Genomic DNA, 25253 nt, shown 5'->3' with positions numbered 1-25253 from the left:
GGGCGCGCAACAGGCGCGCCCCGTTGACAGGCTCCGCAAAATCCGGCGGCCTGCCGTACGCCCCTAGCCCAAGGGCAACGCCCTATGCTTTGATGGGGGCCGGCGGATCTACCGATTTCGGGAGGCCGTTGTGACCGATCATCGCGTTGAGCGGCGGCTTGCAGCTATCCTGGCGGCTGACGTGGCCGGATATAGTCGGCTGACCGGCCTGGACGAGGAAGGGACACACGTCCGGCTGAGGGAGTGTCTGCGTGGACTCGCTGATCCCAAGATCAGCGAACACCGTGGCAAGGTCGTCAAGCACACGGGCGACGGCATGCTCGCCGAGTTCGGCAGTGTCGTGGATGCGGTGCGTTGCGCCATTGAGGTCCAGCGCGGAATGGCCGAGCGAAATGCCACGGTGCCGCAACTTAAGCGGATCGAATTCCGCATTGGCATCCACGTCGGCGACATCATCGTCGATGAAAACGATATCTTTGGAGACGGCGTCAATATCGCCGCCCGCCTTGAAGGGATCGCGGAGCCCGGCGGGATCTGCATCTCGGACGATGCGCAACGTCAAATCCGCGGCAAGGTCGATGCCGTGTTCGAGGACATGGGCTCGCAGAACCTGAAGAACATTGCTGAGCCGATGCGCGCGTGGCGATTGAGGATAAACGCGGGCCATCCCGCTAGCGCCCCGATCGAGCCGCCGGTCGACAGCGCGCAAGCTCTGGCGCTCCCTGACAAGCCGTCGATCGCCGTGCTGCCGTTCGAGAATATGAGCGGCGACCCCGAGCAGGAATACTTCGCGGACGGAATGGTCGAGGAAATCATCACGGCGCTGTCGCGCTTCAAATGGCTGTTCGTGATCGCCCGAAATTCGAGTTTTACCTTCAAGGGCCGGGCGGTCGATATCAAGGAGGTCGGCCGCAGGCTCGGCGTCCGCTATGTCCTTGAGGGGTCTGTGCGCAAGGCCGCGGGGAAGGTTCGCATCACCGGGCAGTTGATCGATGCGGTTACCGGAACGCACATCTGGGCAGACAGGTTCGAGCGTGACCTGACGGACATATTCGCTCTCCAGGACGAGGTGACCGTCGCCGTCGTCTCGGCCATTCAACCAAAATTGCTGCAGATCGAAATCGGCCTGTCGGCACGGCGACCAGAGAACCTCACCGCCTATGATTTCTATCTCCGCGCCATGCAGCAGCATTACCTGATGACCGCCGACGGGTTGGCCGAGGCGATCAGGCTGGCGCATCGTGCTTTGGAGCTTGATCCCCGGTTCGGCTTTGTCGCCGCTCTGGCAGGTCTCGCTCACATGCAGAACATCCTTTGGGGGCATGCCGTCGATCCTCAATTTGACCGCAAGGAAGCGGTCCGGCTGCTTCGCCTGGCATTGAGCATCGACGATGGTGATGCGGAAACATTAGCCTGGGTTTCCCTCACCTCGGCGTACATGGTCGGCGATTGTGAGAGTGAGATCGAATTGGCCGACCGGGCGGTCGCTCTCAATCCGAATTCATATCGCGCATGGACCGCCAGAGGCAGCGTCTACAGAGTTGCCGGGCTTCCCGATGAAGCGGTCCGGAGTTTTGAACGCGCCATCCGCCTGAGCCCGTTAGACCCGCGGCTACCCATCACGTTTGTTGGGATGGGGATGGCCTTCATCGAGCTTCGCCGCTTTGACGAGGCCATTGCCGCAGCGAATAAATGCCGGCGCCAGAATGCCTCCTATTCGCTGGCCTACCGTTGTCTCGCGTCCGCGTTCGCTCATCTCGGACGCGACGCGGAGGCGCGCGAGGCGGCGGCGCTCCTGCTTCAGCTCGATCCCGCCTTTACAATTTCCGCAATGATCGCCAGGGGCGGGTACCCAAACGCGCAGCTGTTGATCGAGGGGCTTCGGAAGGCGGGATTGCCCGAATGAATTGTGCCCGCGGGCGCCGACGAGGCGGCCATCGGGAGCCCGCGCGAACTGCGCGGACATGTAGGCGCGGTTGGTCGGGTACGACGTCCAGACGCCGTGCGGGCCGATATAGCCGAAGCTGTCGAGCGTGATGCCATTGATACGGCGGAGTGCCGTGCCCATGGCGGCGTAGATCGAAAACAGCTCCTGATCCGTCGGCGCCGCCTCGCGGTTGCCGAGCACGACGCCGTCGAGCTTGCTCATCAGCACAAAATTGAAGTCGATCAGCGCGCGGCTGTCGTCGGCTATGAGGATGCGGGGAATGGCAATGCCGGCGTCGCGCAGAAGACCGAGGACATAGACCTCCTTCGCCATCTTCCATTGCAGCTGGGCGGGGTAGACCTTGAGGATGCAGCTTGGCGCGTCAGCCCGCGTGATCTGGAGGATCGTGCTGATCTCGCCGCCGCGCAGCTCGGTGATGCCTGCCACGCGCGCGCCTGGCGCAATCCGATCGATGATCGCCTGAGCCTGATCGATCGAAATCGCCAGCCGCGGCTTCAGCTGAAGAGGCGGATCGTCTGACATGTCCGCATCCGGGCTGTGGGACTAGATCTCGATCTCCGTCCCGAATTCCACGACCTGTCCGGTCGGCACGCCGAAGAACGCCGCCGACCGTTCGGCGTTGCGCTGCAGGAACGCGAACAGCGATTCCCGCCACACCCACATGCCCGGGATGTCTTCCCGCGGGATGATGGTCTCGCGGCCGATGTAGTAGGTCACATCGGTCAGACGCAGACCGGGCAGTTTGCCCTGACGACAGGCGAGCTTTAGCCCTTCGTAAACGGTCGGATATTGCATGAAGCCGTAACGCAGGATGACGCGGATGATGCCCGGGGTGACGTCGTGAACCACAACGCGATCCTCGTCCGAGATGCGGGGGGATTCCTCGATCTGTACGGTGACCAGCAGCACGCGCTGGTGCAGCACGTGGTTGTGCTTGACGAACTGGGTCAAGGCAAGCGGCACGCCGTTAGGGGCGGAGGCGAGGAATATGGCGGTGCCCGGCAGCCGGCTGTGGCACTTGTTGACCGCGGTCTCGATCAGATCTTCTTCCGGCTGACGCAGCTTGCTGCGCGCCGTCTCGACCAGTTTCACGCCACCGCGCCAGGTCAGCATCAGGAAGGCCACCGCAGCGGCGAGCAGCAGCGGGAACCAGCCGCCTTCGAACAGCTTGGTCGAGTTCGCCGCAAAGAAGATCGCGTCGATGATGAAGAAGAAGCCGTTCACCGCGATCACGATGATCGGCGAATAGCCCCACTGGATCGCGACCAGCGCTGCAAGCAGCGTGGTGATCGCCATCAACAGCGACACTGCGATGCCGTAGGCGCCGGCGAGCGCGTCCGAGGTGCCGAAGGCGAGCACCGCGCCGAGTGTCCCCGCGGCGAGCAGCCAGTTCACCAGCGGCACGTAGATCTGCCCGATGGCATCGCTCGTGGTGTGCTCGATATGCATGCGCGGCAGGAAGCCGAGCTGGATCGATTGCTGGGTCAGCGAGAACACACCCGAGATGATGGCCTGCGAGGCAATCACGGTGGCGATCGTCGCGAGCAGGACGAGCGGGTAATGCGACCAGTCCGGCGACAACTGGAAGAACGGATTTTCGATCGCGGTCGGGTCGGTGATCAACAGCGCGGCCTGGCCGAAATAGTTCAGCACCAAAGCGGGCAGGCAGACGGCGAACCAGGCGAGCCGGATCGGAAAACGGCCGAAATGCCCCATGTCGGCATACATCGCCTCACCGCCGGTCACCGCGAGGAAGGCGGCGCCAAGGATGGCGAAGCTGACGTGGAAATCCTGATGGATCAGGAAATCGAATGCATAAAGCGGGCTCAGCGCAACCAGCACGCCGGGCGCCTTGACGATGCCGTGAATGCCGAGCGCTGCCAGCACGGCGAACCAGAACAGCATCACCGGGCCGAAGATCCTCCCGATGAAGCCGGTGCCCTGCTTCTGCATCATGAACAGGCCGATCAGGATCACGACGGTGATCGGCACCACCGCAGGGGTCAGCGAGGGCGCGTCGACCTTGAGGCCCTCGATCGCCGACAGCACCGAGATGGCCGGCGTGATCGCGCCGTCGCCATAGAGCAGGGCGGCGCCGATCAGGCCGACCACCAGAAGATGGGCGCGCCAGGTGCCGGGCGCCGCGTTGCGCGCCGAGAGCAGCGCCAAGAGCGCGACGATGCCGCCTTCGCCGCGGTTGTCGGCGCGCAGGATCAGCATCGCGTATTTGATCGAGATGATCAGGATCAGCGCCCACAGGATCAGCGAGACCACGCCGAGCACCGCGCTCTCGGTGAGCGGACCGCCATGGGTGGCGGCCTTGGCGGCTTCCTTCAGGGCGTAGAGGGGGCTGGTGCCGATGTCGCCATAGACGACGCCCAGGGCACCGAGCGTGACGGCAACCGGGATCGGACTGGACGGGGGGTGGCCAGAAGAAACGATGGCGGGCGTACTCGTCACGGCAATCCCCCGGTGTCTTGCGCGCGCCGGGTCATCCGGCCGGGCGCCTTAGACGATAGTCTGCGACGGGACGTCGCAAATTACCATTGGGTTTTGTGTGACGGCCTGACCTTACGCCAGGCTGACGAGGGACGTCGCTCGACTACGGGCTACGGGGTACGGTCGGCGGTGACCAGGCGGGCTTCACGAACCACTGTCTTGTTGCCGGCGCTGCGCAGGCACGCGGCCTCGAAATTCGGCCAGGCCTGCTGCGAGCAGTCCTTGCCGACCGGGTGGACGTCAAGACGGTCGCTCTTGGCCAGCGGCTGCGGGGTGGAGGCTTCGACCTGCGGCGCAAAGCCCGGCAGCACGGTGAGCGCGGCGGCAATGAACGCGGCAACAGCGATGGCGGAAAGTGCCTTGATCATGACGGTCCCCAGTTGATCGGGCCGCCCGGGCCCGTCGTTTCGTTGTCCAATGTCTACCGGCCGCAAGTTTCCTGGTGTCTTCGCCACCGCGGGAAATGGTTTCGTCGCGGGCCGGTTTTGTTTCGTCCGCCGACGGCCGACGAAACATTCACCCCCGTAGACGCTGGCATCCCAGGACTCGTTCACTGGACGACTGGAAATTTGTTTCGAGCAAGCAATGGAACCCGGGCGGCTTGCCGGGGAGAGCCGGGCGGGTTAGGAGGGACCATGTCCCGTATCGCGATCTATCCTGGCTCCTTCGATCCCGTCACCAACGGCCATCTGGACGTGGTGAAACAGGCCGTCTTCCTCTGCGACCGCCTGATCGTCGCCATTGGCGTCCATCCCGGCAAGAAGCCGCTGTTTTCCACCGAGGAACGGCTGGCCATGGTCCATGAGGTGTTCGGCCCCATCGCCCAGCAGGCAGGCTGCGCCTTCGAGAGCGCGACCTATGACAATCTCACGGTCGCGGCGGCCCGCGCGGCCAAGGCCACGCTGATGATTCGCGGCCTGCGCGACGGCACCGATCTCGATTACGAGATGCAGCTTGCCGGCATGAACGAGGCCATGGCGCCCGAGGTGCATACCGTGTTCGTTCCGGCGTCGGTTGCGGTCCGCCCGATCACCGCCACACTGGTGCGCCAAATCGCCCAGATGGGCGGCGACTTCTCTTCATTCGTGCCGTCATCAGTCGCAGCTAGCCTGAAGGCCAAGTTCGCCGGCTGATCCCGGCGGCCTGCCACACCCCAACGTTAAAGCTCCGGAGTTGCCATGATCCGCATTCTTGCATTCGTTGCTGCGCTGCTCTGCGTCATGCCCGCGGTCGCGCAGCCGCTGCCGGCCAATCCCGACAAGGCCGATGCGATCGTGATCGACACCACCAAGGGCCGCATCGTCATCAAGCTGCGCACCGATATCGCGCCCAAGCATGCCGAGCGCATCAAGCAGCTGGCGCGCGAGGGCTTCTACAACAACGTGCCGTTCCATCGCGTAATGGACGGCTTCATGGCGCAGACCGGCGACGGCCAGAACTTCAACGGCACCGGGGGCTCGAAATATCCGAACCTGAAGCAGGAATTCTCCCAGGTCCCGTTCAAGCGCGGCATCGTCGGCATGGCCCGGCGCGGCGACAGCGTCGACAGCGCCAATTCGCAGTTCTTCATCATGTTCGCCGACGGGCCGAGCCTGAATGGCCAGTACACCGTGATCGGCGAGGTGGTGCAGGGCATGGACGTGGTCGACAAGCTGAAGAAGGCGTCTGCGGGCTCTCCTGGCGGAGCCGTCACCGATCCCGACAAGATGGTGAAGGTGCAGGTCGCATCCGACATCAAGTGATCCGCATGGCGGCGCGCTGCAAACCACTCGCCTGGTTCGCCGCGCCGCTGGTTTGCCTGACGCTGACCGCACCGGTGCAGGCCGAGCCGGAGCAACTCAATACGATCAAGGACGTTGTTCTTGCCATCCACCGCTGCTGGCGGCCGCCGCCGGCAGACAAGGCCGGCCCGATCGACATCACCGTCATTGTCAGCTTCAACCGCGAGGGCGCGATCCTCGGGCATCCCAGGATCAGCTATGAATCGCAGGAGGCGACCGACAACGACCGGATTGCATACCGGATCGCGGTGATGGAGACGTTGCAACGCTGCACGCCGTTGCCATTTACCGAGAGCCTGGGCGGCGCAGTCGCCGGCCGCCCATTCGCGATCCCGTTCAGGAATAAGAAGTATCCACCCCGAAGCCAGGAGAAGCGAGCATGGCTGCTACCGAAAATACTCTGATCCTCGAAACCACCCAGGGCCCGGTCACGATCGAGATGCGCCCGGATCTCGCGCCCGGCCACGTCGCGCGGATCAAGGAGCTGGTGCGCGAGGGCTTCTACGACGGCATCGTATTCCACCGCGTGATCGACGGCTTCATGGCGCAGACCGGCTGCCCGCAGGGCACCGGCATGGGCGGCTCCGGCAAGAAGCTGAAGGCCGAATTCAACAAGGAGCCGCATGTCCGCGGCACCGCCTCGATGGCCCGCGCCGCCAATCCGGATTCCGGCGACAGCCAGTTCTTCATCTGCTTCGACGACGCCTCGTTCCTCAACGGCCAGTATACCGTCTGGGGCAAGGTCACCGAGGGCATGGAGAACGTCGACAAGATCAAGCGCGGCGAGCCGGTGAAGGATCCGGACAAGATCGTCAAGGCGCGCATGGCCGCCGACGCGGCGTAAGTCAAACACTCCGTCATTCCGGGGCGATGCGCAGCATCGAACCCGGAATCTCGAGATTCCGGGTTCACGCTTCGCGTGCCCCGGAATGACGGCGCTGAAGCATTAGTCACCGCCATGCGCACCGACCTCTTCGACTTCGAACTGCCCCCGGAAAGCATCGCGCTTCGCCCCGCGAGCCCGCGCGATGCCGCGCGGATGCTGGTGGTGCATCCGGACGGCGTGCTGCGCGACGCCGCGATCGCCGACCTGCCGCAGTGGCTGGAGCCGGGTGATCAGATCGTCGTCAACGACACCAAGGTGATCGCGGCGCAACTCAAGGGCCGCCGGATCGGGCGCGACACCGAACCGAAGATCGAGGCGACCTTGATCAAGCGGCTCGACGGCTCGCGCTGGCAGGCGCTGGTGAAGCCGGCGAAGAAGCTCAGCCCCGGCGACACCATCCGCTTCGGCAATGAGGGCAGGGTGTGCCTGCTCGGCAATCTCGATGCAGAGGTCGAGGCCAAGGGGCAGGAGGGCGAGGTGACGCTGTCATTCTCGTTCCATGGTCCGGTGCTCGACCAGGCGATCGCCGATGTCGGCGCCACGCCGCTGCCGCCCTACATCGCCTCCAAACGCACGCCTGATGAGAGGGACGTCAGCGACTACCAGACCATGTTCGCCGCCAATGAGGGCGCGGTCGCAGCGCCCACGGCGGGGCTGCATTTCACGCAGGCCTTGGAGGCCGCGCTGAAGAGCCGCGGCGTCGAGCTGCACCGCCTGACGCTGCATGTCGGGGCAGGGACCTTCCTGCCGGTGAAGACCGAGGAGACCTCGGAGCACAAGATGCATGCCGAGTGGGGCTGCATCACCGCCGAGACCGCTTCCGCCTTGAATGCCGCGCGCGCAAAAGGCGGCCGGATCGTCGCGATCGGCACCACGTCGCTGCGCCTGCTGGAAAGTGCCGCCAGTGCCGACGGCACTATCGAGCCGTTTGCGGCGGAAACCTCGATCTTCATCACGCCGGGCTACCGCTTCCGCGCGGTCGATATTTTGCTGACCAACTTCCATCTGCCGCGCTCGACGCTGTTCATGCTGGTCTCGGCCTTCTCCGGCCTCGAGACGATGCAGGGCGCCTACGCGCATGCGATCAGGGACGGCTACCGGTTCTATTCGTATGGCGATGCGTGTTTGCTGTTTCGCGCGCGAGGCTAGCTCCGCAAGCACGGCTGCTTCACCGTCACCCTGAGGCGGCCGCTTCTTCAGCGGCCCTCGAAGGGCGACGGCCCGACTGGGGCCGATGCATCCTTCGAGACGCCCGCCGCGCGGGCTCCTCCAGCGACAATGGCTGCGCCATTGCGCGGGGATGACGGTTCTTGCATTCACGCCATCGCGCGTTCGGGCAGCAGCTCGGCGATCTGCACCGCGTTGAGGGCGGCGCCCTTGAGCAGCTGATCGGCCGCGACGAACATCGAGATCGAGTGACCGCTGGGGTCGCTGAGATCCTTGCGGATGCGGCCGACCAGCACGTCGTCCTGGCCGGAGGCGTCGATCGGCATCGGGAAGTAGTTCTTGGCGCGATCGTCGACGACCTTGACGCCCGGCGCCTGCGCCATCATCGCGCGCACCTGGTCCTCGGTGATCGGCTTTTCGCATTCGAAGGTGATTGACTCGCAATGCGCGCGCAGCACAGGCACCCGCACGCAGGTAACGCCGACCGCGATCTTCTCGTCCTCGAAGATCTTGTGGGTCTCCTTGATGACCTTGGTCTCCTCGTCGTTGTAGCCGGTCTCCGGATCGATCGCCGTGTTGTGGTTGAACAGGTTGAAGGCGTAGGGGTGCGGCATCACCTTCGGGGTGTAGACCTGTCCGTTAAGATTGGCGCGGGTGGACTCGACGAGCTCCTCCATCGCAGCTGCGCCGGCGCCGCTCGCGGCCTGGTAGGTCGAGATGATCACGCGCTTGATGCGGTTCTTCTGGTGGATCGGCCACAGCGGCACCAGCGCGGTGATGGCGGCGCAGTTCGGGTTGGCGATGATGCCCTTGTGGTCGCGGATGCGGTTGGCGTTGATCTCGGGGATCACCAGCGGCACGTTCGGATCCATCCGGAACGCCGAGGAATTGTCGACCACGACGGCGCCGGACTTCACCGCAAGCGGCGCGAACTTCCTGGAGATGCCGCTGCCGGCCGAGAACAGCGCGATGTCGACGCCCTCGAAGGCGCGCTCGGTCAGTTCCTCGATCACGATCGGCTTGCCGCGGAAGCTGATGGTCTTGCCGGCCGAGCGGGCGCTCGCCAGCGCCTTCAGCTTGCCGACGCGGAAGCCGCGCTTGTCCATGGTGGCGATGAATTCGGCGCCGACGGCACCGGTGACGCCGACAATCGCGACGACGGGATCGTTACTCACTTTGTCCTCCATTCGAGTTGTATTTCAGGCAACAAAAAAAGCCCCGGACCTTCATCAGGCGGGGCTTCGGGTAGAGATGATGCGGTTCGACCGACTACGCGCGCACGCCTCCCGAGGCCCCGGAGGGCTTGGTGGTTTTGCTGGTGCGTTTGGTCGCGGTGATCATGGAGCGGACTTATGCGGGACAGATCGGCGTCCGTCAACGGCTTTTGGGCGAAAACTTGGCGAGAGAAAACTTGGCGAGTGCCGCGCCGGCCTCAGCGCCTGCGCGCGCCGGGCGGTTCGAGGATCACCTCTTTCAGGTCGCTGCCGGCGAGCACGACGATAACGAAATTGAGCTTGCCGCGTTCGCGCATCAGGCCACCGCTGATCGCCTTTCCGGAGGTCGTGCGCTCGGCCACCCGCACGGCGTCGGCGAGGCGATGCCGGAGCGCCCTCAGCACGGCGAGGTTGTCACGGTCTTCGGTGCCGAGCGACTTCAGCGGCGCGGCGGCCTCGCCACCCACCACTTCGCCGGTCGCCGCGTCAATGGCGTGCCGCCAGATGCGGTCCTGCTGCATGGTCTTGACCCGGTAGACCGCAGGCTCCGACGCGCCGTCGAAGCTGATGTCGGCGGTTATCGAACCGGAATGCAGCGCCTCCGCAATCGCCATCGCCTTGCGCAGCGAGATCTGGGCCGCCTGGAAGCTGTCGAGCTCGCGGCGAACCGTGTGCGCATCGAGCGCGGTGTCGTTATCCTGCGGGGTAAGCGCTGCAGCCGTTGAGCTCGTGATCGCGTGCGCCGGCGTCGCGAAGGGCAGGGCAATGAGCGCGGTTGCCAGCAGCCGCGTGCCGAATACCCAATGCCGCAGTGCGTGTAATCGTCCCGTCGTCATGGTCGCATCCGTCGCGTCGAACCGCCGCCCGGGCAGAGAAAGTGCGGCCGACCTTTGTTAGTCAGAGGTCGGCCGCCGAACGTTCAGACGGAGCGATGGCGGCAGCTCCGTCGTGACGATCGAAGTGACAAGGCGACACGAAACCGTTGGGGGGCTGAACTTGGGTTCCGCGTCTCATTGCAACTAAACAATACGGTTTCGTTCTGTTTCCTTCAAGGCTCATCACGACAACGTGTGAGGCGATGCGACGATCCTAAAACTGTCAGCGGGCCGGGCGGCGGCGCGCCTTCGTCGCTTCCTTGATCGCCTCTTTGGCCGCATCGCGAAGCCGGTCCTGCGGCCCGACGGCGCCGGCGAGAAACAGCCGGATCGAGACTTCCATCCGGGTCTCGGCGGTCTTCATGTCGATCGGAATTCCGAATGTTGCCATCCGGTGGGTGTGGCCGACCACCATGTTGAGAAATGTCTCGGCGGCGATTGTGGTGTCCTCGAGATCGAGAACGCCTTTATCGACCAGATGGTCGAAGAAATCCGCCGTGGTGGACACCGCTTTCGACCAGCCCTCGTCGACGGCAAGCTTGGCGACCTCGGGGAAATTAATTGCCTGCGAGGTCAGGATCCGGCTGAAAGCGATGGAGTCGGCGCTGCAATTCAGCACCAATAGCTGGCGTCCGAGCTCGGTCAGCCGTTCCTCGACCGAACCGTCGCAGTTGCCGCCGGCCTGCGCTTCGGCTGCCGCGGCGGCGAGCGGGGCAAGCCAGCGGGCGATCTCGCGGCGGAGCACCGCGGCGAACAGGCCGCGCTTGTCGCCATACTGACCGTAGACGGTGGGCTTGCTGACGCGGGCGGCCTCGGCCACAGCGTCGATCGACGTCGCATCGAAGCCGCGCTCGAGGAACAGGCGGGTGGCGACCTCGATCAGCCGCTGGTCGCGCTCGATCGCGGCGTCCCGCGTCGGCCGGCCGCCGCGTGACTTGATCACGCCGCGCTTGGCCGCCTTGGCCTTGGTTGCCGTCAATCCCATTTGCCCATTCATCTCGTTGTGCGTCGGACGGGTCTGTCCGGTCTATAACCCGCGCCGTGCGGATTCGTCCATTCGGCGGTACCGGGAGCAGGCCGCTTAAGGGGGCGTCGCAGTCCAGGCCTGCCCGGCGGCGGCCTTGTCGTATCCGTACTGGTACAGCGCGCGCATATAGGCGGTGTCGAAGCCCTGCGTTTCCGGCGCCGGATAGCCGCGCTCGATGTAGGACAGATGGAAACCCAGCCGGTTGCGCCGGGCGAAGTCATAGGTCGAGAGGATCACGGAGCGTGTCTGCGCCTGCGTGATCGCGGAAATGCTGCGGGAGGCGACCTCGATCGTCGAGTTCGAGACCAGCTCGAAGTTGCCCTCGAGCTTCTTGTTGACGAGGATGTAGATGTTCATGCGGCTGTTGGCGGGCCAGCCGCGCTCGCGGAACAGCAGCGCATCCGGCAATGTCAGCACCGGCGCGGTCACGCCGCCGTCGACATGCATCTCCTGGAACCGGCGGCCCTGGCCTTCGGCGTCGATCATGATCGGCGGAAACACCAGCGGGATGCTGGCGGAGGCGGCCATCACGTCGCGAAACAGCTGCAGCGCCTCGGACGTTCCGGCAGCGGCGATTCGCCCCATGTCCCAGATCACCGTGCGCTGGGTGTCGAAATCGGTGGTGACGATCAGGAGCTTTCGGCCCTTGGCGTTTTCGCGCGCCACCTCGCTCAGGATGTCCTGACCGACGTAACGCGCCACCAGTTCGCGCAGCCGCTTGTTGCCGAACAGCCCGGAGCCGAACAGCACCCGCATCAGGCTCGGATCCTGCAGCAGGCTTTCCGCGATGCCCGAGGTGTAGACCTCCTTCAGCGTGTCGTCGTAGCGCGGGCCAAGGAAGGCAAAGGGCGCAATCAGTCCGCCGGTGCTGACGCCGGAGACAACCGAAAAGGCCGGGCGGTTGCCGGCCGCGGTCCAGCCGTTGAGGACGCCCACGCCATAAGCCCCGTCGGCGCCGCCGCCGGAGAGGGCGAGGTAGGTCTTGATCGGGGCGAGGTCGCTCTTCTCGAGCTTGAATTTTGACGCCGGCTCGTCGGCATAGCGGCGCAGCCCGTCGAGGTCGAGCACCCGCGAATTGGCGGCGTCGGCGGCCGTGTAGGGCATCCGCGGCAGCGAGCTGCAGGCCGAAAGCGCCAAGGCGAGGCCGCACAGCAGGATCGCTTGCCGGATCGCGCGGGCATCCGTCATCCGAAGACCGGCGCCGGCGCGCCGGACGCTAGGGGGTAAGACATCTCTGCCAGTCACGTTCGCGGATCGACGTCGCTGCGGGAAGCCGGTTGCCAGATTGTCATCATAAAACGATACTGTTTCGTTTTGTTTAAAGGGGCTGATGATGCAGGCAAGCGTCCGGCCGGTCGTCCGTGTTCACGAAGTCGCGCGAGGGCCGCTATCCGACGGGTTGATCGGGCACCGGCGACACGCAATAAGCAGCCGCATGACTCTTCCCAATCATTTCGAGCTGCTGGCGACCGATGGCGCCGCCCGCACCGGGCGCCTGACCACGCCGCACGGCCTCGTGCGGACGCCCGCCTTCATGCCGGTCGGCACCGCGGGCGCGATGAAGGGCATGCATTGGCGCGAGGTGCGCGATGCGGGCGCCGATATCGTGCTCGGCAACACCTATCACCTGATGCTGCGCCCGGGCGCCGAGCGCATTGCCGGGCTTGGCGGCCTGCAGCGCTTCACCGGCTGGGGCGGCCCGATGTTGACGGATTCCGGCGGCTTCCAGGTGATGTCGCTGTCGGAGCTGCGTAAGGTGACCGAGAAGGCCGTGACCTTCCGCTCGCATATCGACGGCACCAAGGTCGAGCTGTCGCCGGAGCGCTCGATTGAGGTGCAGCGGCTGCTCGGGTCCGATATCGCCATGCAGATGGACGAATGCGTCCGGCTGCCGGCGGAGCGCGCCGACATCGAGCGCGCGATGCAGTTGTCGCTGCGCTGGGCCGAACGCTCCAAGCGCGCGTTCGAGGCGGCGCCGGACGGCTACATGCTGTTCGGCATCGTACAGGGCGGCGACGTCCCGGATCTGCGGCACGCCAGCGCACGCGGGCTGACCGACGTCGGCTTTCACGGTTACGCGATCGGAGGCCTCGCGGTCGGCGAGCCGCAGGCGGTGATGCTGGCGATGATCGAGGAGACCGCGCCGGCGCTCCCGGTCGATCGGCCGCGTTATCTGATGGGCGTCGGCACGCCGGAGGACATCCTCGAGGCGGTAGCGCGCGGCGTCGACATGTTCGACTGTGTGATGCCGACACGGAACGGACGCCACGGCATGGCGTTCACCCGCTTCGGGCAGATCAACCTGCGCAACGCCCGGCACGTCGACGATCCGCGCCCGCTCGATGAAGAGAGCCCGTGGCCGGCGGCGAACGGCTATTCGCGGGCCTATCTGCATCACCTGGTGCGATCGGGCGAAACACTTGGGGCAATGCTGCTGTCCGAAATCAACGTCGCCTACTACCAGCAGCTGATGCAGGGCATCCGCGATGCGGTGGCGAACGGCACGTTCGAGGACTTCAGAACGAAAACGCGCGCCGGTTGGGCGCGCGGTGACATCGCTCCAAGATGAGCTGTGTGATCAGTTGCACACGATCGGTTTCACCGCGTGTTTGGTAACGAACCCGTAACCGCAGTTGTCGCAGGTCCAGAGATAGCTGATCAAATTGTCGAACAGGTACGCGGAGGCTTCCGCCGCCACCATGGAGTCCGCACACACCGGACAGGTCGGCAAATCGCAGCCGCGCGGATCGGGCCTGGACGCTGTGGTCGACAGAACTTCAGCGAGAGCTGGCATGTGACCTCCTTTGCGTTCTGAGCTGCACCTGACGAAAGTATATAAACCCATTTGTTTGACCTTGTCGCAACACAAATGCGTAGCTTTTACGTTATTTGCGCAGGTTCTATTTTGCGATGCAACGAATTCGCGTTGCGGCGGTTTCTTACTTGCGTGCCATGGTGCGCTGCTTCTAATGAGACAAGACCGCATATTCCCAGCACATCCGCTACAGGAGCCGCTTGATGGACGCGCCGTCGACAACGAGTGCAGTGCAACCCGGACGCGGCCGCGTCTTTGACTCCATCGTCGATGCGATCGGCTCTACGCCGATCGTGCGGCTGCGCAGATTGCCGCAGGCGGCTGGCGTCAACGCGACGATCCTCGCCAAGCTGGAATACTTCAATCCGGCAGCCAGCGTGAAAGACCGCATCGGCGCGGCGATGATCGTGGCGATGGAGAAGGCCGGCATCATCAACGCCGACACCGTGCTGATCGAGCCGACCTCGGGCAACACCGGGATTGCGCTTGCCTATGTCGCGGCCTCGCGCGGCTATCGGCTCAAGCTCGTCATGCCGGAATCGATGTCGATCGAACGGCGGCGGATGCTGGCCTTTCTCGGCGCGGAGATTGTGCTGACCCCGGCCGCGCAGGGCATGAAAGGCTCGATCGCGACCGCGGAGGAATTGGTGCGCACGACGCCCAACGCTGTCATGCCGCAGCAATTCAAGAACCTCGCCAATCCCGAGATCCATCGCCGCACCACCGCCGAGGAGATCTGGAACGACACCGGCGGCAACATCGATTACTTCGTTGCCGGCGTTGGCACCGGCGGCACCATCACGGGCGTTGGCCAGGTGCTGAAGCCGCGCAAGCCATCATTGCGTGTCGTCGCGGTGGAGCCGGAAGAGAGCCCGGTGCTGTCGGGTGGCCAGCATACGCCGCACAAGATCCAGGGCATCGGCGCGGGCTTCATCCCTGACATCCTCGACCGCTCCGTGATCGACGAGATCGTCAAGGTCAATAGCGCGACCGCGATCGAGACCGCGCGCGAGCTGGCGCGCAACGAAGGCATCCCCGGCGGTATCTCGTCGGGTGCCGCGATCGCTGCCGCCTTGCAGATCGGCAAGCGGCCGGAAGCGGCCGGCAAAACCATTCTGGCGATTGTGCCGTCATTCTCGGAGCGCTATCTCTCTACGGTACTGTTTGAAGGAATCTGACACACAGGAATCCAGCATATGGCTGACCAGCCGAGGCGACCGCGAACCCTGAACGATGCGCGCAGCGAAGCCGAGGCGGCGTTCAAGCGCGCCACCACCAAGGTCGCGGACGCGGTGCCAAAGACCGTCGCTGTCCCCGGCGTCCGCGAGCAGGTCACGCTGCGGATCGATCAGGACGTGCTGGAGTATTTCCAGGAGGGCGGCCCCGGCTGGCAGGACCGCATCAACGCGGCGCTGCGCAAGGCCGCCGGAAAGTAACACCTTTCGAAACCGGGAGGCCCGGGACGATCCCCGGGCTTTGGCTGGCGGGCGCGGCCGCGCTGGCTGCGGCGCGACGCGAGCGTCACCTCGCGCGCGCCGGCTTCCTTGCGGTCGGTTTCAGGTTCATGAGGTTGCCGGCCAGGATCATGGCCGCGCCGAGCACCGTGTAAACATCGAGCCTTTCGGCATAGATCAGCCAACCGGCGATCGCCGTCAGCGGCACGCGGACGAAATCCATCGGGATCACGACAGTCGCGTCGGCGTGGAGCAGGGCGCGTGCCATGCAATAGTGCGAGAACGTGCCGCAGAACGCGATCACGGCGAGCCAGCCCCAGGTCGAGAGCGACGGCCAGGTCCAGACATAGAGCGCAGGCCCGATGCTCGCGAGCGATTGCACCACCAGCATCCAGAACATGATCGTCAGCGTCTGCTCGGTCCGCGTCAGCGACTTGACCACGGCGACCGAGATGCCGAAGCCGACCGCCGCGGCGAGCGCGATCAGCTGGCCCGGATTGATCGCGCCGGCCGCCGGCCGCACGATCACGAACACGCCGACCAGCCCAAGCACCATCGCGACGATCTTCCACAGCGTCATCCGCTCGCCGAGAAAGCTCGCCGCAAGGATCGCGGTCCAGATCGGCATCGTGAACTCGATCGCGACCACCTGGCCGATCGGGATCAATGTCAGCGCAAAGAACCAGCCGAGCTGCGCGCAGAAATGGATCAGGTTGCGCACGATATGGACGTGCACCCGTGCCGTCTTCACGATCGCAAACCCGCCATTCATGTGGATCAGCGGATAGAGCATCGCGAAGCCGAGCACGCCGCGCACGGCCATCAGCTGGAAGACGTTGACCTCGCGCGTCGCCTCGCGGCCGGCCACCGCCACGATCAGCATCAGCGCGAGCCAGCCGGACATCCACAATGCTGCGCGGGTCTTTGAGGGCGTGCGATCCATGACGGGGAACGGCGGAGGAGGGGTGCCCGGTATCGGCGAGCTGCCATGAATTTGCAACGCGCAATTCCGTCTGCGCGGTGATGCGTCACCCACGCGATCTCTGCTAAGCAGCATCGACTACGCTGTCATCCCGGGGCGCACGTGAAACGGGCGAACCCGGGATCTCGAGATTCCGGGTCTGGCTCTGCGAGCCATCCCGGAATGACGAACGCCAAAAAGGAGGATCTGCTCATGCGCGTCTTGCAACCGGCCGAATGGTCGAAACCCCGCGGCTTCTCGCACGGTGTCGCGTTCGACGCGCCCGGCAAGTGGATCGTGCTGGCGGGGCAGACCGGCGGCGACGAGAAGGGCGACTACGCCCCCGAGATGGCCGCCCAGGTCGGCACCGCGTTGAAGCGCATCATCAAGCTGTTGAATGAGGCCGGTGCTGGCCCCGAGCACATCGTCCGCCTGACCTGGTACCTGACCAGCCGCAGCGAATATGAGGCCGCGGGCGCCGGTATCGGCGCGGCGTGGAAGGAGACGCTCGGGCGCAATTTCCCGCCGTCCACCTTGCTCTATATCGACGGGCTGGTCGATCAGCGCGCCAAGGTCGAGATCGAGGTCACCGCATTCGTGCCTGCGGCATAGCACCGCTGGGGCGTAAACAAAAAGCCCTCGGGGATGACCCGAGGGCTTTCCAGGTTGGAGTTCGGATCGATTACTTCGACAGCGTGATGCTGGCGCCGCGGAACTGGCTGTCAGCCCTGATGGTAACGGCCTGCTTGTTGCCGGTGGTGCGCATCGAGATATCGGCGTTGAAGCCGGGAGCGCTGGCAACGACCTGGAAGTTGCCGCCGCCGCCGCGACCCTGCAACGAGCCGCTGACATTGCGGCTGGACTCGCTCCAATTGCCGCTGACCACGCTGCCTTCGGCCTGCACATCGGCCGCCAGGTTGAACTTGTAAGCGTCGCTGGCGCAGGTGAGGCTCATGGTCATCCGGGGCCCGCCGACGTGATACGTCGCCCGGCAGCGGATGCGCTCGCTGGAGCCGTCGTCCAGCGTGACCGAGCCGGCGCCCGACCAGGTGCCCGCCATGCCGGCGAACGGGCCGGACTGGGCATGGCCCGTGGTACTTGCGAGTGCGGTCACGAAAAACGCGGCGGCTGCAAATGCTGGCCGCCGCGCGATGGCAAAGAAACTTGATAGACTGGTGATCTTACTGACGGGATGCTTCCCATCGGCCGCTGCATGGTACGCCAGCTGATGCCCCATTCCACTTCCCCGATCCGGAGTTGCCACTGAGTTGTCCGTTCGCATATGCACCATTGATCGAGACTCGCACAAGTCCCCCGCTGCCGACGGTGCCGGAGATCGCCGCGCCCTGTGCCGAGATCTTTCCTTCAGCGACGGTCACGGTCGAGCTCTGCGACGGTTCGCAGCTGCCGGTCTTGGTGACGACGGTGACGTTCCAAAGCCCGTCATAAGGCTGCTGAGCGGACACGGGAGGAGCGGTGAGGGCAGCAGCCGAAGCGACCGAAGTGACCAAAATCAGGTCGCGAATGCGGATCGAACGCATGAATCAAATCCCTGTAATTTCGTGTGATGACGCGGCTTATCCTGTCACAATGTGTTCAAAATTTGCTGCGTCGCGGGAGTCCCCAAATGTTCCTGTGAACTCAAACACATCATGGTGAATTCGGTTCCGGATCAGGAACGGAAAATCTGGGCATGGCTTTTCCGAACGAGGTATTCATATACCCTAGCTCGGGTTAGTGTTTGCCGGGGCTCAAATTCGGCGCCTTGGTCGCAAACTGCTCATCTTGGACCTTGGCCGGCAGCGAGCCGTTGACCTTGCCATAGTCAATGACCTGGGCGAGCAGACGCAAACCGAGCGGCGCCAGCGCGCGCTCCCAGAGCTCGCGGGCGGTCTCGCCTTTCTTGACGAACACCCAGTCCTGCGCGGCGATCGCGCCGGCGTCCATGCGGTCGGCGAGGTGATAGATGCTGCCGCCGGCGATCGGATCGCCTTCCTTGATGGTCCACTCCACCGCGGCGATGCCACGGTGGCGCGGCAGCAGCGACGGGTGGTATCCGATGCCGCCGAGCCGGGACGCGGCAAGCGCCTCCCTGCTGACCCGGGCATGGCTGTGGGCGGTCACGATCAGGTCGGTGTCCGGCGCGATCTCGGCGGCCGTCACCAGCTTGGGATCAGCCTGGACAACGACTTCGATGCCGGCCGCCCTGGCCGCTGCCGCCAGCCGGTCCTCGCCGTCATGGACGACCACCCTGACCAGCGTGACGTGGTGTTCGCGCAGCATGTTCAGGGTCGTCACGCCGAAATGGCGGGAACCGACAAGGGTAATGCGCATGGGGATCTATTCCGTGGGGTTTACTCGGGGATTGCTCGGGCCGCCGCTATGCCGATAGCACACCGCGGCGGCCTGTTTCGCTGTCTTGCCCCTTATCAACAGGACGGCCGGGTGGCAAATGTCAGGCCGCCGGCTGCTTGCTGGCCAAAACCTTGTCGATGCGCCGGCCGTCGAGGTCGACGATCTCGAATTCCCAGCCCTGCGCGGCGGTTTTCGCGCCGACATCGGGGATCGCGCCGAATTCATGCAGCAGGAAGCCGGCCGCGGTCTGGTAGGGCCGCGGCGATGGCAGCGTGATGCCGAGCAGCTCGCTGAATTCCAGCGCCGGCATCCAACCGGAGATCAGATAGGAGCCGTCGGCGCGCCGGACATAGGCCGGCTCGGCCGGTCCTTCCTCGGTGTGGAAGGCACCGACGATGGCCTCGAGGATGTCGGCGCTGGTGACGACGCCCTGGAAGGTGCCGTACTCGTCGTGAACGAGGCCGATATGCACTCTGGAGTCGCGCAGGATCGCGACCACGTCGCGGGCGTCGACGGTCTCCGGAATGATCGGCGCATCGCGCGTGAGCGCGCGGATGTCGGGCGTCTGGCCCGCGAGGTAGACGTCGAGCACGTCCTTGGCCTGCACGATGCCGAGCGCATGGTCGCGGTTGCCGTCGAACACCACGCAGCGCGAGTGACTGCTCTTTTGCAGCGTCGCCAGGATCTCGGCCGCGGGAGCGGCGAGGTCGATCAGGCTGACCTCGTGGCGCGGCGTCATCACGGCGCCGACCGGCAGATCGCCGAGCCGCATCACGCCGGCGATCATCTCCTTTTCGCCGGGCTCGAGCACACCGGCGTTCTCGGCCTCCACCACCAGCGTCTTGATCTCGTCCTCGCTGACGCGGTCCTGTGCATCCTCGCGATGGCCGAGCACCCACAGCAGCAACTTGCCGGAACGGTCGAGCAGCCACACCAGCGGCAGCGACAGCCGCGCCATCATGGTCATGGCCGGAGCGACCTTGACCGCGATCGACTCGGGATCGCGCAATGCGATCTGCTTCGGCACCAGCTCGCCGACGATCAGCGAGGCATAGGTGATCACGCCGACGACGAGGCCGACGCCGACCGCGTCGGCGACACTTGGGGACACGCCGAGCTCAAGCAGCCATTGCGTCAAACGCTGGCCGAGCGTTGCGCCCGAGAAGGCGCCCGACAGCACGCCGATCAGCGTGATGCCGATCTGCACCGTAGAGAGGAACTTGCCGGGATCGGAGGCCAGTGCAAGGGCGCGGCGCGAACCGCTGACGCCTCGTTCGACCAGCGCCGCGAGACGCCCCGGACGCGAGGAAACGATCGCGAGCTCCGACATCGACAACAGACCGTTGACGACGATCAAGACCGCCACGATCGCAAGTTCCAGATATAACACGGGAGTCCCTAAACATTGGCGGCGTCGGCCGCTACACGACGCCCAATATAGGCATGCCGGAGCGATTTTGCTGTGCCTTGTCGGGCGTCCCTGCACAAGCAGAGGGTGCGTATGGCCAGCATGCAGCAGGAGATCGCGGCATTTTGGCGCGCTGGCATCATACCCTAGGCGAGGATCCGCAGCGCCGGCTTGGCGAACCTCCTGCCCGATGAGGCGGGCTGCATCAGCATTCGTTTGGAGGCGGCTTGCAGTTGCACCCGCAAGTCGGCGTTGCATTGCTTCATCTGGTTGCGCAATTCGCGGCGGGAGAAGGCGGTGAGCGAGGGGTCCGCGAGTTGCTGCCAGGCCTTGCGCAGCCATTCCTGCAGTTCGCGAATGTTCTGATCCAGAACCTTCTGATCAAACACGTCGGGCTGGGTCATGCCGCCAAATCCCACGAAGCGATCAGTTGCAAAGTAACGCTGATTCGCGTCGCTTCACCTAGCGCAATGTTGCGCAGGCGCGTTTGCGGCAGGGGAGATCGAAGGCTGCAGGCGTGTTCGTGTCCGCGTCAGCGAGCGTCGCTGGGCCCGGTGCGCAGCAAATCCAGCGCGACCGGCAGCGCGAGGAACAGCGCTGCGAGCATCGAGAGATGACGCGTCTGCGCGGCGGTCAGGCCGAGATCGTATTGGGCGAGATAGGCCAGCATGATCGCGATGTAGGCGGCGACGCAGATTGCGACGGCGACGCTTCCGAAATCGGTCTTGCTGTCGGTCTTGTCGTCCACGGCGGCACCACGTCGTTGCGGGAGCGGTGTAGCGTGGCTCGGCTTCACCAACTATGAGCTGGATCACGAGCGAGGGGCCACTCCGGCCAAATGGCTTCGTGCGTCACGACGGGCCAACTGGCGGAGGCAAACGTCGCGATCAGCATTCCGCAGCAACGTGGCGCGGCGACTCCAGCTCGGCCTTGGCGACCACCTGCCGCCAGCAAGCGGCCTAGCGGGGGCTGCGTTTCGGCTGGCCTTCGCGCGGAAGCTCGACCGGGATGTGGGGCGCGGTGCTCACCACGCGGGGGCTTCCGTCGGAATGGGTCCGGCCGTTGAGCAATGTCTCGAGCACCAAAAAGAATTTTTCAGCAAGCATGGGCGTAGCCCTCGTCGTCTAATGTCCTTGTGTCGCGGCGCGCCGCGGAAAATTCGATCAACAAAATGCGAGTCGCACCGGCATGGCGATGCTGCGGCGCAAGGTCTCCCGCACGCAATCCGGGAGATTACCGGCGCCCACGCCGTCAACCGAGGCTTGCGCGAAATAGTTGCCAGGTTCCTAACGATTGCCGGCGCGGCACGTGATGGCGCTCACCGTTCCTTCAAGGATGCACGTTATTGATAGGGGTATGGATCGTGACCAGGACATCGACGAGGGATTTGGATCGGCGCTGCGCCGCAGCTACGGGCGGCTGGCCTGGTGGATCGTCCGATTTAACCGCGTGCTCGAACCGTCGCGCGCGGCCGAACCATCGCGCACCCTATCGCCGCCGCGGCCTGCTGTTCCGCCACGGCGGCCTGTCCCGCCGCGCCCCGAATAGACCTCACCGGAATACCAGCCTCCGCTGTATCGGCCGTGCGGCCGGACTGCTATTCATGCGCCATCCGCGGACCCCTCCGGTCCGCCGTTTTTGACGATGCGGCCGCGCGGCCGCGCAAGCGACGAGGGACGAACGCGATGATTGAGACGGTTGGCATTATCGGCGCCGGGACCATGGGCAACGGCATCGCGCAGGTCTGCGCGGCGGCAGGCCTCGGCGTGACCATGGTTGATATCTCCGACGCGGCGGTCCAGCGCGGCCTGAAGACGGTCGGGAGCAGTCTCGATCGGCTGGTCGCCAAGGAGAAGATGACCGCGGCCGATCGCGACGCGACGCTCGGGCGCATCAATGCGACCACGGACAAGGCCAAGCTCGCCGCCTGCGATCTGGTGATCGAAGCCGCGACTGAGAACGAGGAGCTGAAGGTCAAGATCCTGAAGGATCTCTGTGCGGGGCTGAAGCCGAGCGCACTGGTCGCAACCAACACCTCGTCGATCTCGATCACCCGCCTTGCAGCCTCGACCGATCGTCCCGACCGCTTCATCGGGATGCATTTCTTCAATCCGGTGCCGGTGATGGCGCTGCTCGAATTGATCCGGGGCCTGCAGACCTCGGACGACACCGTCGCCAAGGCCGAAGCCTTCGCCAAGCGGGTCGGCAAGGTGGCGATCACGGCGAAGAACAGCCCCGGCTTTGCGGTGAACCGCATACTGTGCCCGATGATCAACGAGGCGATCTTCGCGCTGCAGGAAGGCATTGCCACCGCCGAGGAGATCGATGCCGGCATGAAGCTCGGCTGCAACCATCCGATCGGCCCGCTCGCGCTCGCCGATCTGATCGGGCTCGACACGATGCTGTCGGTGATGGAGGTGTTCTACACGGGCTTCAACGACCCCAAGTACCGGCCGGCGCCGCTGCTGAAGGAGATGGTCGACGCCGGCCATCTCGGCCGCAAGACCGGGCAGGGGTTCTACAGCTACAGCAAGTGAGGCCGGCGCGCGCCCGACCCCGTAATCATCCGGGATGGATCGCGCGGACAAGGTCGCGTAACGACAAGACCTGATCCGCCACGAGGCGGGGGACATCAGAAACGAGGCCCGGTCTCCTAGGCACACCGGGCCTCGTTTTTTTGTGGGATACCGGGCTCAGTTGGCCGATGCGACCGGCGTGACGCCGGTTTCCTCGGGATCGGCGCCGAACAGGCCGACGAGGAACTTGTAGTAGTCCGGCATCTTCTCCTTCAGCGTGGCGCGCGTATAGGGTTCGTGCTCGGAATCCTTGCCGGCCAGGAAGATGCTCGCCGTCACCGCGAAGAACTCCTGCTGGTTCTTCAGCGCATAGGCCTCCTTGGCGAACAGCTCCTTCGATTTGGCCTGGCTGAGGAAGCCCTTGATGCCCTTGTTCTCAAAGCCGTTCGGCATCAGCCGCGCGTGATAGGCGTGAAGGAATTCGTGCAGCAGCACCGGCTCCTTCGCGTAACGCATCATGTTCGGACGCATCCTGATGATGCCGATGCCGGAATCGAGCGCAAGCGCGAGCGGATCCGAATTGGTCCATTGCTGCTTGTCGTGATCCCAGATGGTGACGTCGCGGGTCGTGCCGCGGTCCCATTCCGGCGGCGTCAAGCCATAGCAGGCCGCTGCCGCGCCTTCGTCGAGACACGCCATCTCGCTCGCAACGATCGGCACGCGATGGAAGAACTGCAACACCTTCGGGCTGAAGCCCGCGGTTTCCACGACGTCGAGCTGGCGGCGGACCATGTCGGCGATGCTGGTGACGTCCTTGCGGTCGGCGTTCTCGGAGAGATCGAAGACGTAGCCGCGATATTTCTCGACGCTGCTTGGTGCCGCCTCGGACGCCCCCGACATTCGTGGTCCGGCAACGGCCGCTCCGGCCGCAAGTGACAGGATCATTGAAGCAATGAGCGTGCTGCGCATGATTATCCCCCGTGCGACGAGCTCTCTCCGGGTGTCGTCGTCCATTGAGCCGCGCGGGAGACTAGGGCAGCCGCCTTGCGGCGCGCTTAAGTCGTACATTTCAACCGGGCATCTGCGATTAGGCGCCGGTTAACTACATGCGCTGGGATGGCCCGGCGGGCAGCGGGTCTGGAGGCCGCGGGGGCCGATGACCGGTCAGCCGGTCCTCACCGTGGCGCGACCGGGCTTTGAGCCATCGTCACAGCTTCTTGAGGCGGTGCCCGGAAACCTCGCAGATCCTGCCGCCGTACCTAGATCAGCGGCTGGGAGCCGGATTGAGCAAGGAAACACGATCATGCGCAGGACGAATTGGGCAATTCTGGCGTTCGCGGCGCTCGGAACGAGCTGGATTGTCGGTTCCGCGTCGCCTGCGGCGGCCGATCCCTACGAGTATCCCTGGTGCATCCAGGGCCGGCAGGAGGGATATCCCGGCTATTGCGGCTACCAGACCTATCAGCAGTGCCAGGCATCCGCGTCGGGCCGCGACGCCTATTGCGGCATCAATCCGCGCGTTGCCTTCAGCCAGCAGCGGTTGGCGCCGCGGGCGTTCCGCTGAGCGGTGCAAGGAGGTCGGGCCAAGCGACCGTCGGGCACGATGGTTGCATAGCTGACGGTCGGATCATTTTTTCTGCCTTGGAGCGAATATGGGCGAGATCATCAGGTTCATCTCGAAGTCCGAACGCGAGCGTGCGCGTCTGATCCGCGAGGCGCGTGCGAATTATGAGCGCATCTTTCCATCGGCCGACCCGGCTGATGCGCAGGGCGCCGCAGACGAGGGCAGCGGCAGCGAGGCGTCGTCGAAGCCGTAGCGCGCCGGTATTGCGCGCAAGGGGAGGCGGAGCGGCGATGTGGCAGCGTTTGTGGCAAACTTGGACGATCGACAAGCCGGCCGCGCTTGGCGATTGGCTGTGGCAGATCCTGGTCGTTGAGCTCGCCGCCTTGCTCGATCGGCTGACGTTGCGGAAGCTGATCGCGCTGATCCCGGTTGCGATCGTGATCGGCGCCTATTGGCACCGGATTCCGCTTCCTCCCGAGCTGATGCTGGTCGGCGATGTGCTGGCCTATATCGACATTTTCTCGATGATCTTCCTGATCGGCTTCTTTACCCGGGTTGCGACGGTTGTGGCGGTCGTCAGACAGGCTATCGGTCTCGTCCGCGGCGTGATGCAGCATGTGCCGATGGCGCTGCACAGGTTTGGCGTTCGTCACCGTCGCGCCAAGGACAGCACGCGCCGCAGGCGGCTCACGCATGCGAAGACAGATGACGATGGCGCCGCCGGCATGGCAGGCCTGGCTTGGGCCTAGTCCGACGCGATGTGGCGGTGACGAACGCGATCGT

The 25253-nt window shown here is 64.8% G+C and carries 29 protein-coding genes and 1 pseudogene; 14 read left to right on the top strand and 16 right to left on the bottom strand.

Features of this window, described 5'->3' with window-relative positions; translation table 11 throughout:
- Positions 1-130 precede the first annotated feature (130 nt).
- Positions 131-1906: an adenylate/guanylate cyclase domain-containing protein gene (locus J2R80_RS29250; protein WP_253590293.1), complete on the top strand. Its 1776-nt coding sequence runs from the start codon at positions 131-133 to the stop codon at positions 1904-1906.
- Between the two features lie 114 nt (positions 1907-2020).
- On the opposite strand, the pseudogene J2R80_RS29245 reads toward J2R80_RS29250, so the two are convergent.
- The 3 genes and pseudogenes from J2R80_RS29245 to J2R80_RS29235 all read right to left on the bottom strand — a co-directional run.
- Positions 2021-2470 (bottom strand): annotated as a pseudogene (locus J2R80_RS29245) (phosphotransferase family protein); the annotation flags it as partial.
- A gap of 21 nt (positions 2471-2491) precedes the next feature.
- A complete protein-coding gene (locus J2R80_RS29240) occupies positions 2492-4390 on the bottom strand; it encodes a potassium transporter Kup (RefSeq protein ID WP_076828726.1) in 1899 nt (632 codons plus the stop codon).
- A 167-nt stretch (positions 4391-4557) separates the two neighbouring features.
- Positions 4558-4815 carry a hypothetical protein gene (locus J2R80_RS29235; protein ID WP_057018505.1) on the bottom strand — a complete coding sequence of 86 codons (258 nt, stop codon included), beginning with the start codon at positions 4813-4815 and terminating at the stop codon, positions 4558-4560.
- Positions 4816-5082: 267 nt separating this feature from the next.
- On the opposite strand from J2R80_RS29235, the gene coaD reads away from it, so the two are divergent.
- The 5 genes from coaD (at position 5083) to queA (ending at position 8263) form a co-directional block, all read left to right on the top strand.
- Positions 5083-5580 carry a pantetheine-phosphate adenylyltransferase gene (gene coaD, locus J2R80_RS29230; RefSeq protein ID WP_057018504.1) on the top strand — a complete coding sequence of 166 codons (498 nt, stop codon included), beginning with the start codon at positions 5083-5085 and terminating at the stop codon, positions 5578-5580.
- Between the two features lie 45 nt (positions 5581-5625).
- Positions 5626-6189: a peptidylprolyl isomerase gene (locus J2R80_RS29225; RefSeq protein WP_057018503.1), complete on the top strand. Its 564-nt coding sequence runs from the start codon at positions 5626-5628 to the stop codon at positions 6187-6189.
- Positions 6190-6194: 5 nt separating this feature from the next.
- The gene (locus J2R80_RS29220; RefSeq protein WP_057018502.1) at positions 6195-6632 is read left to right on the top strand and encodes a hypothetical protein; all 438 of its coding nucleotides are present in this window, start codon (positions 6195-6197) and stop codon (positions 6630-6632) included.
- Positions 6608-7072, top strand: coding sequence for a peptidylprolyl isomerase (locus J2R80_RS29215; RefSeq protein ID WP_016846097.1), 465 nt, complete (start codon positions 6608-6610; stop codon positions 7070-7072). The genes J2R80_RS29220 and J2R80_RS29215 overlap by 25 nt, the downstream gene beginning before the upstream one ends.
- A 114-nt stretch (positions 7073-7186) precedes the next feature.
- A complete protein-coding gene (gene queA, locus J2R80_RS29210) occupies positions 7187-8263 on the top strand; it encodes a tRNA preQ1(34) S-adenosylmethionine ribosyltransferase-isomerase QueA (RefSeq protein ID WP_253639846.1) in 1077 nt (358 codons plus the stop codon).
- 167 nt (positions 8264-8430) lie between these two features.
- Here queA and J2R80_RS29205 read toward each other — a convergent pair whose 3' ends face one another.
- From J2R80_RS29205 to J2R80_RS29190, 4 genes are all read right to left on the bottom strand, one after another.
- Positions 8431-9468: an aspartate-semialdehyde dehydrogenase gene (locus tag J2R80_RS29205; protein ID WP_057018500.1), complete on the bottom strand. Its 1038-nt coding sequence runs from the start codon at positions 9466-9468 to the stop codon at positions 8431-8433.
- 245 nt (positions 9469-9713) lie between these two features.
- Complete coding sequence (locus J2R80_RS29200) at positions 9714-10331, bottom strand: PepSY domain-containing protein (protein ID WP_076828582.1); 618 nt, start codon at positions 10329-10331, stop codon at positions 9714-9716.
- Between the two features lie 262 nt (positions 10332-10593).
- Positions 10594-11355, bottom strand: coding sequence for a TetR/AcrR family transcriptional regulator (locus J2R80_RS29195; RefSeq protein WP_168858292.1), 762 nt, complete (start codon positions 11353-11355; stop codon positions 10594-10596).
- Between the two features lie 96 nt (positions 11356-11451).
- Positions 11452-12585 carry a patatin-like phospholipase family protein gene (locus J2R80_RS29190; protein ID WP_253639845.1) on the bottom strand — a complete coding sequence of 378 codons (1134 nt, stop codon included), beginning with the start codon at positions 12583-12585 and terminating at the stop codon, positions 11452-11454.
- A 247-nt stretch (positions 12586-12832) separates the two neighbouring features.
- Between J2R80_RS29190 and tgt the strand changes: the two genes are divergently transcribed.
- Positions 12833-13966: a tRNA guanosine(34) transglycosylase Tgt gene (tgt, locus tag J2R80_RS29185; protein ID WP_076828577.1), complete on the top strand. Its 1134-nt coding sequence runs from the start codon at positions 12833-12835 to the stop codon at positions 13964-13966.
- Positions 13967-13975: 9 nt separating this feature from the next.
- Here tgt and J2R80_RS29180 read toward each other — a convergent pair whose 3' ends face one another.
- Positions 13976-14191: a hypothetical protein gene (locus J2R80_RS29180; RefSeq protein WP_028332087.1), complete on the bottom strand. Its 216-nt coding sequence runs from the start codon at positions 14189-14191 to the stop codon at positions 13976-13978.
- A 224-nt stretch (positions 14192-14415) separates the two neighbouring features.
- On the opposite strand from J2R80_RS29180, the gene cysK reads away from it, so the two are divergent.
- Entirely contained in the window at positions 14416-15390 is a 975-nt protein-coding gene (gene cysK, locus J2R80_RS29175) for a cysteine synthase A (protein WP_076828575.1), read from the top strand.
- 18 nt (positions 15391-15408) lie between these two features.
- On the top strand, positions 15409-15648 hold the full coding sequence (locus J2R80_RS29170; protein WP_050400483.1) for a BrnA antitoxin family protein: 240 nt from the start codon (positions 15409-15411) through the stop codon (positions 15646-15648).
- An 85-nt stretch (positions 15649-15733) separates the two neighbouring features.
- Here J2R80_RS29170 and J2R80_RS29165 read toward each other — a convergent pair whose 3' ends face one another.
- A complete protein-coding gene (locus J2R80_RS29165; RefSeq protein ID WP_253590291.1) occupies positions 15734-16609 on the bottom strand; it encodes a DMT family transporter in 876 nt (291 codons plus the stop codon).
- Between the two features lie 231 nt (positions 16610-16840).
- Between J2R80_RS29165 and J2R80_RS29160 the strand changes: the two genes are divergently transcribed.
- On the top strand, positions 16841-17239 hold the full coding sequence (locus J2R80_RS29160; protein WP_057018605.1) for a RidA family protein: 399 nt from the start codon (positions 16841-16843) through the stop codon (positions 17237-17239).
- A gap of 70 nt (positions 17240-17309) precedes the next feature.
- Here the strand turns inward: J2R80_RS29160 and J2R80_RS29155 are convergent, their stop codons facing one another.
- The 6 genes from J2R80_RS29155 to J2R80_RS29130 form a co-directional block, all read right to left on the bottom strand.
- Positions 17310-17864 carry a hypothetical protein gene (locus J2R80_RS29155; RefSeq protein WP_076828573.1) on the bottom strand — a complete coding sequence of 185 codons (555 nt, stop codon included), beginning with the start codon at positions 17862-17864 and terminating at the stop codon, positions 17310-17312.
- On the bottom strand, positions 17809-18168 hold the full coding sequence (locus J2R80_RS29150) for a hypothetical protein (RefSeq protein WP_253590290.1): 360 nt from the start codon (positions 18166-18168) through the stop codon (positions 17809-17811). The genes J2R80_RS29155 and J2R80_RS29150 overlap by 56 nt, the downstream gene beginning before the upstream one ends.
- Before the next feature lie 193 nt (positions 18169-18361).
- Positions 18362-18961 carry a formyltransferase family protein gene (locus tag J2R80_RS29145; RefSeq protein WP_018271570.1) on the bottom strand — a complete coding sequence of 200 codons (600 nt, stop codon included), beginning with the start codon at positions 18959-18961 and terminating at the stop codon, positions 18362-18364.
- A gap of 121 nt (positions 18962-19082) precedes the next feature.
- Entirely contained in the window at positions 19083-20372 is a 1290-nt protein-coding gene (locus tag J2R80_RS29140; protein WP_057018492.1) for a hemolysin family protein, read from the bottom strand.
- 164 nt (positions 20373-20536) lie between these two features.
- Positions 20537-20794: a hypothetical protein gene (locus J2R80_RS29135; RefSeq protein ID WP_057018491.1), complete on the bottom strand. Its 258-nt coding sequence runs from the start codon at positions 20792-20794 to the stop codon at positions 20537-20539.
- 128 nt (positions 20795-20922) lie between these two features.
- On the bottom strand, positions 20923-21138 hold the full coding sequence (locus tag J2R80_RS29130) for a hypothetical protein (protein ID WP_076828942.1): 216 nt from the start codon (positions 21136-21138) through the stop codon (positions 20923-20925).
- Positions 21139-22075: 937 nt separating this feature from the next.
- Between J2R80_RS29130 and J2R80_RS29125 the strand changes: the two genes are divergently transcribed.
- Positions 22076-22927 carry a 3-hydroxybutyryl-CoA dehydrogenase gene (locus J2R80_RS29125; protein WP_076828940.1) on the top strand — a complete coding sequence of 284 codons (852 nt, stop codon included), beginning with the start codon at positions 22076-22078 and terminating at the stop codon, positions 22925-22927.
- Between the two features lie 156 nt (positions 22928-23083).
- On the opposite strand, the gene J2R80_RS29120 is transcribed toward J2R80_RS29125, so the two are convergent.
- Positions 23084-23875: a hypothetical protein gene (locus J2R80_RS29120; protein WP_253590288.1), complete on the bottom strand. Its 792-nt coding sequence runs from the start codon at positions 23873-23875 to the stop codon at positions 23084-23086.
- A 334-nt stretch (positions 23876-24209) separates the two neighbouring features.
- Here J2R80_RS29120 and J2R80_RS29115 point away from each other — a divergent pair, with 334 nt between their 5' ends.
- The 3 genes from J2R80_RS29115 (at position 24210) to J2R80_RS29105 (ending at position 25219) form a co-directional block, all read left to right on the top strand.
- Entirely contained in the window at positions 24210-24470 is a 261-nt protein-coding gene (locus J2R80_RS29115; RefSeq protein WP_057018487.1) for a DUF3551 domain-containing protein, read from the top strand.
- An 88-nt stretch (positions 24471-24558) separates the two neighbouring features.
- A complete protein-coding gene (locus J2R80_RS29110; RefSeq protein WP_016846117.1) occupies positions 24559-24723 on the top strand; it encodes a hypothetical protein in 165 nt (54 codons plus the stop codon).
- Between the two features lie 37 nt (positions 24724-24760).
- Positions 24761-25219, top strand: a complete 459-nt coding sequence (locus J2R80_RS29105; RefSeq protein WP_092083366.1) for a hypothetical protein — start codon at positions 24761-24763, stop codon at positions 25217-25219.
- Positions 25220-25253 lie beyond the last annotated feature (34 nt).

The sequence above is a fragment of the Bradyrhizobium sp. USDA 4541 genome (assembly GCF_024171085.1).
GTDB classification, from domain to species: Bacteria; Pseudomonadota; Alphaproteobacteria; order Rhizobiales; family Xanthobacteraceae; genus Bradyrhizobium; species Bradyrhizobium australafricanum.
Note: the sequence above shows the minus strand (reverse complement) of the source record. Positions and strands in the feature narration are given on the sequence as shown.

Bases quoted from the DNA above. Each gene is read 5' to 3' on its own strand.
- J2R80_RS29225 (WP_057018503.1), top strand. From the start codon at position 5,626: ATGATCCGCATTCTTGCATTCGTTGCTGCGCTGCTCTGCGTCATGCCC.
- J2R80_RS29155 (WP_076828573.1), bottom strand. From the start codon at position 17,864: ATGGGGCATCAGCTGGCGTACCATGCAGCGGCCGATGGGAAGCATCCC.
- coaD (WP_057018504.1), top strand. From the start codon at position 5,083: ATGTCCCGTATCGCGATCTATCCTGGCTCCTTCGATCCCGTCACCAAC.
- J2R80_RS29200 (WP_076828582.1), bottom strand. From the start codon at position 10,331: ATGACGACGGGACGATTACACGCACTGCGGCATTGGGTATTCGGCACG.
- J2R80_RS29195 (WP_168858292.1), bottom strand. From the start codon at position 11,355: ATGGGATTGACGGCAACCAAGGCCAAGGCGGCCAAGCGCGGCGTGATC.
- J2R80_RS29220 (WP_057018502.1), top strand. From the start codon at position 6,195: ATGGCGGCGCGCTGCAAACCACTCGCCTGGTTCGCCGCGCCGCTGGTT.
- J2R80_RS29165 (WP_253590291.1), bottom strand. From the start codon at position 16,609: ATGGATCGCACGCCCTCAAAGACCCGCGCAGCATTGTGGATGTCCGGC.
- cysK (WP_076828575.1), top strand. From the start codon at position 14,416: ATGGACGCGCCGTCGACAACGAGTGCAGTGCAACCCGGACGCGGCCGC.
- J2R80_RS29150 (WP_253590290.1), bottom strand. From the start codon at position 18,168: ATGCGTTCGATCCGCATTCGCGACCTGATTTTGGTCACTTCGGTCGCT.
- J2R80_RS29110 (WP_016846117.1), top strand. From the start codon at position 24,559: ATGGGCGAGATCATCAGGTTCATCTCGAAGTCCGAACGCGAGCGTGCG.
- J2R80_RS29125 (WP_076828940.1), top strand. From the start codon at position 22,076: ATGATTGAGACGGTTGGCATTATCGGCGCCGGGACCATGGGCAACGGC.
- J2R80_RS29180 (WP_028332087.1), bottom strand. From the start codon at position 14,191: ATGCCAGCTCTCGCTGAAGTTCTGTCGACCACAGCGTCCAGGCCCGAT.
- queA (WP_253639846.1), top strand. From the start codon at position 7,187: ATGCGCACCGACCTCTTCGACTTCGAACTGCCCCCGGAAAGCATCGCG.
- J2R80_RS29135 (WP_057018491.1), bottom strand. From the start codon at position 20,794: ATGACCCAGCCCGACGTGTTTGATCAGAAGGTTCTGGATCAGAACATT.
- J2R80_RS29170 (WP_050400483.1), top strand. From the start codon at position 15,409: ATGGCTGACCAGCCGAGGCGACCGCGAACCCTGAACGATGCGCGCAGC.
- tgt (WP_076828577.1), top strand. From the start codon at position 12,833: ATGACTCTTCCCAATCATTTCGAGCTGCTGGCGACCGATGGCGCCGCC.
- J2R80_RS29160 (WP_057018605.1), top strand. From the start codon at position 16,841: ATGCGCGTCTTGCAACCGGCCGAATGGTCGAAACCCCGCGGCTTCTCG.
- J2R80_RS29215 (WP_016846097.1), top strand. From the start codon at position 6,608: ATGGCTGCTACCGAAAATACTCTGATCCTCGAAACCACCCAGGGCCCG.
- J2R80_RS29145 (WP_018271570.1), bottom strand. From the start codon at position 18,961: ATGCGCATTACCCTTGTCGGTTCCCGCCATTTCGGCGTGACGACCCTG.
- J2R80_RS29120 (WP_253590288.1), bottom strand. From the start codon at position 23,875: ATGCGCAGCACGCTCATTGCTTCAATGATCCTGTCACTTGCGGCCGGA.
- J2R80_RS29115 (WP_057018487.1), top strand. From the start codon at position 24,210: ATGCGCAGGACGAATTGGGCAATTCTGGCGTTCGCGGCGCTCGGAACG.
- J2R80_RS29205 (WP_057018500.1), bottom strand. From the start codon at position 9,468: ATGGAGGACAAAGTGAGTAACGATCCCGTCGTCGCGATTGTCGGCGTC.
- J2R80_RS29235 (WP_057018505.1), bottom strand. From the start codon at position 4,815: ATGATCAAGGCACTTTCCGCCATCGCTGTTGCCGCGTTCATTGCCGCC.
- J2R80_RS29105 (WP_092083366.1), top strand. From the start codon at position 24,761: ATGTGGCAGCGTTTGTGGCAAACTTGGACGATCGACAAGCCGGCCGCG.
- J2R80_RS29190 (WP_253639845.1), bottom strand. From the start codon at position 12,585: ATGACGGATGCCCGCGCGATCCGGCAAGCGATCCTGCTGTGCGGCCTC.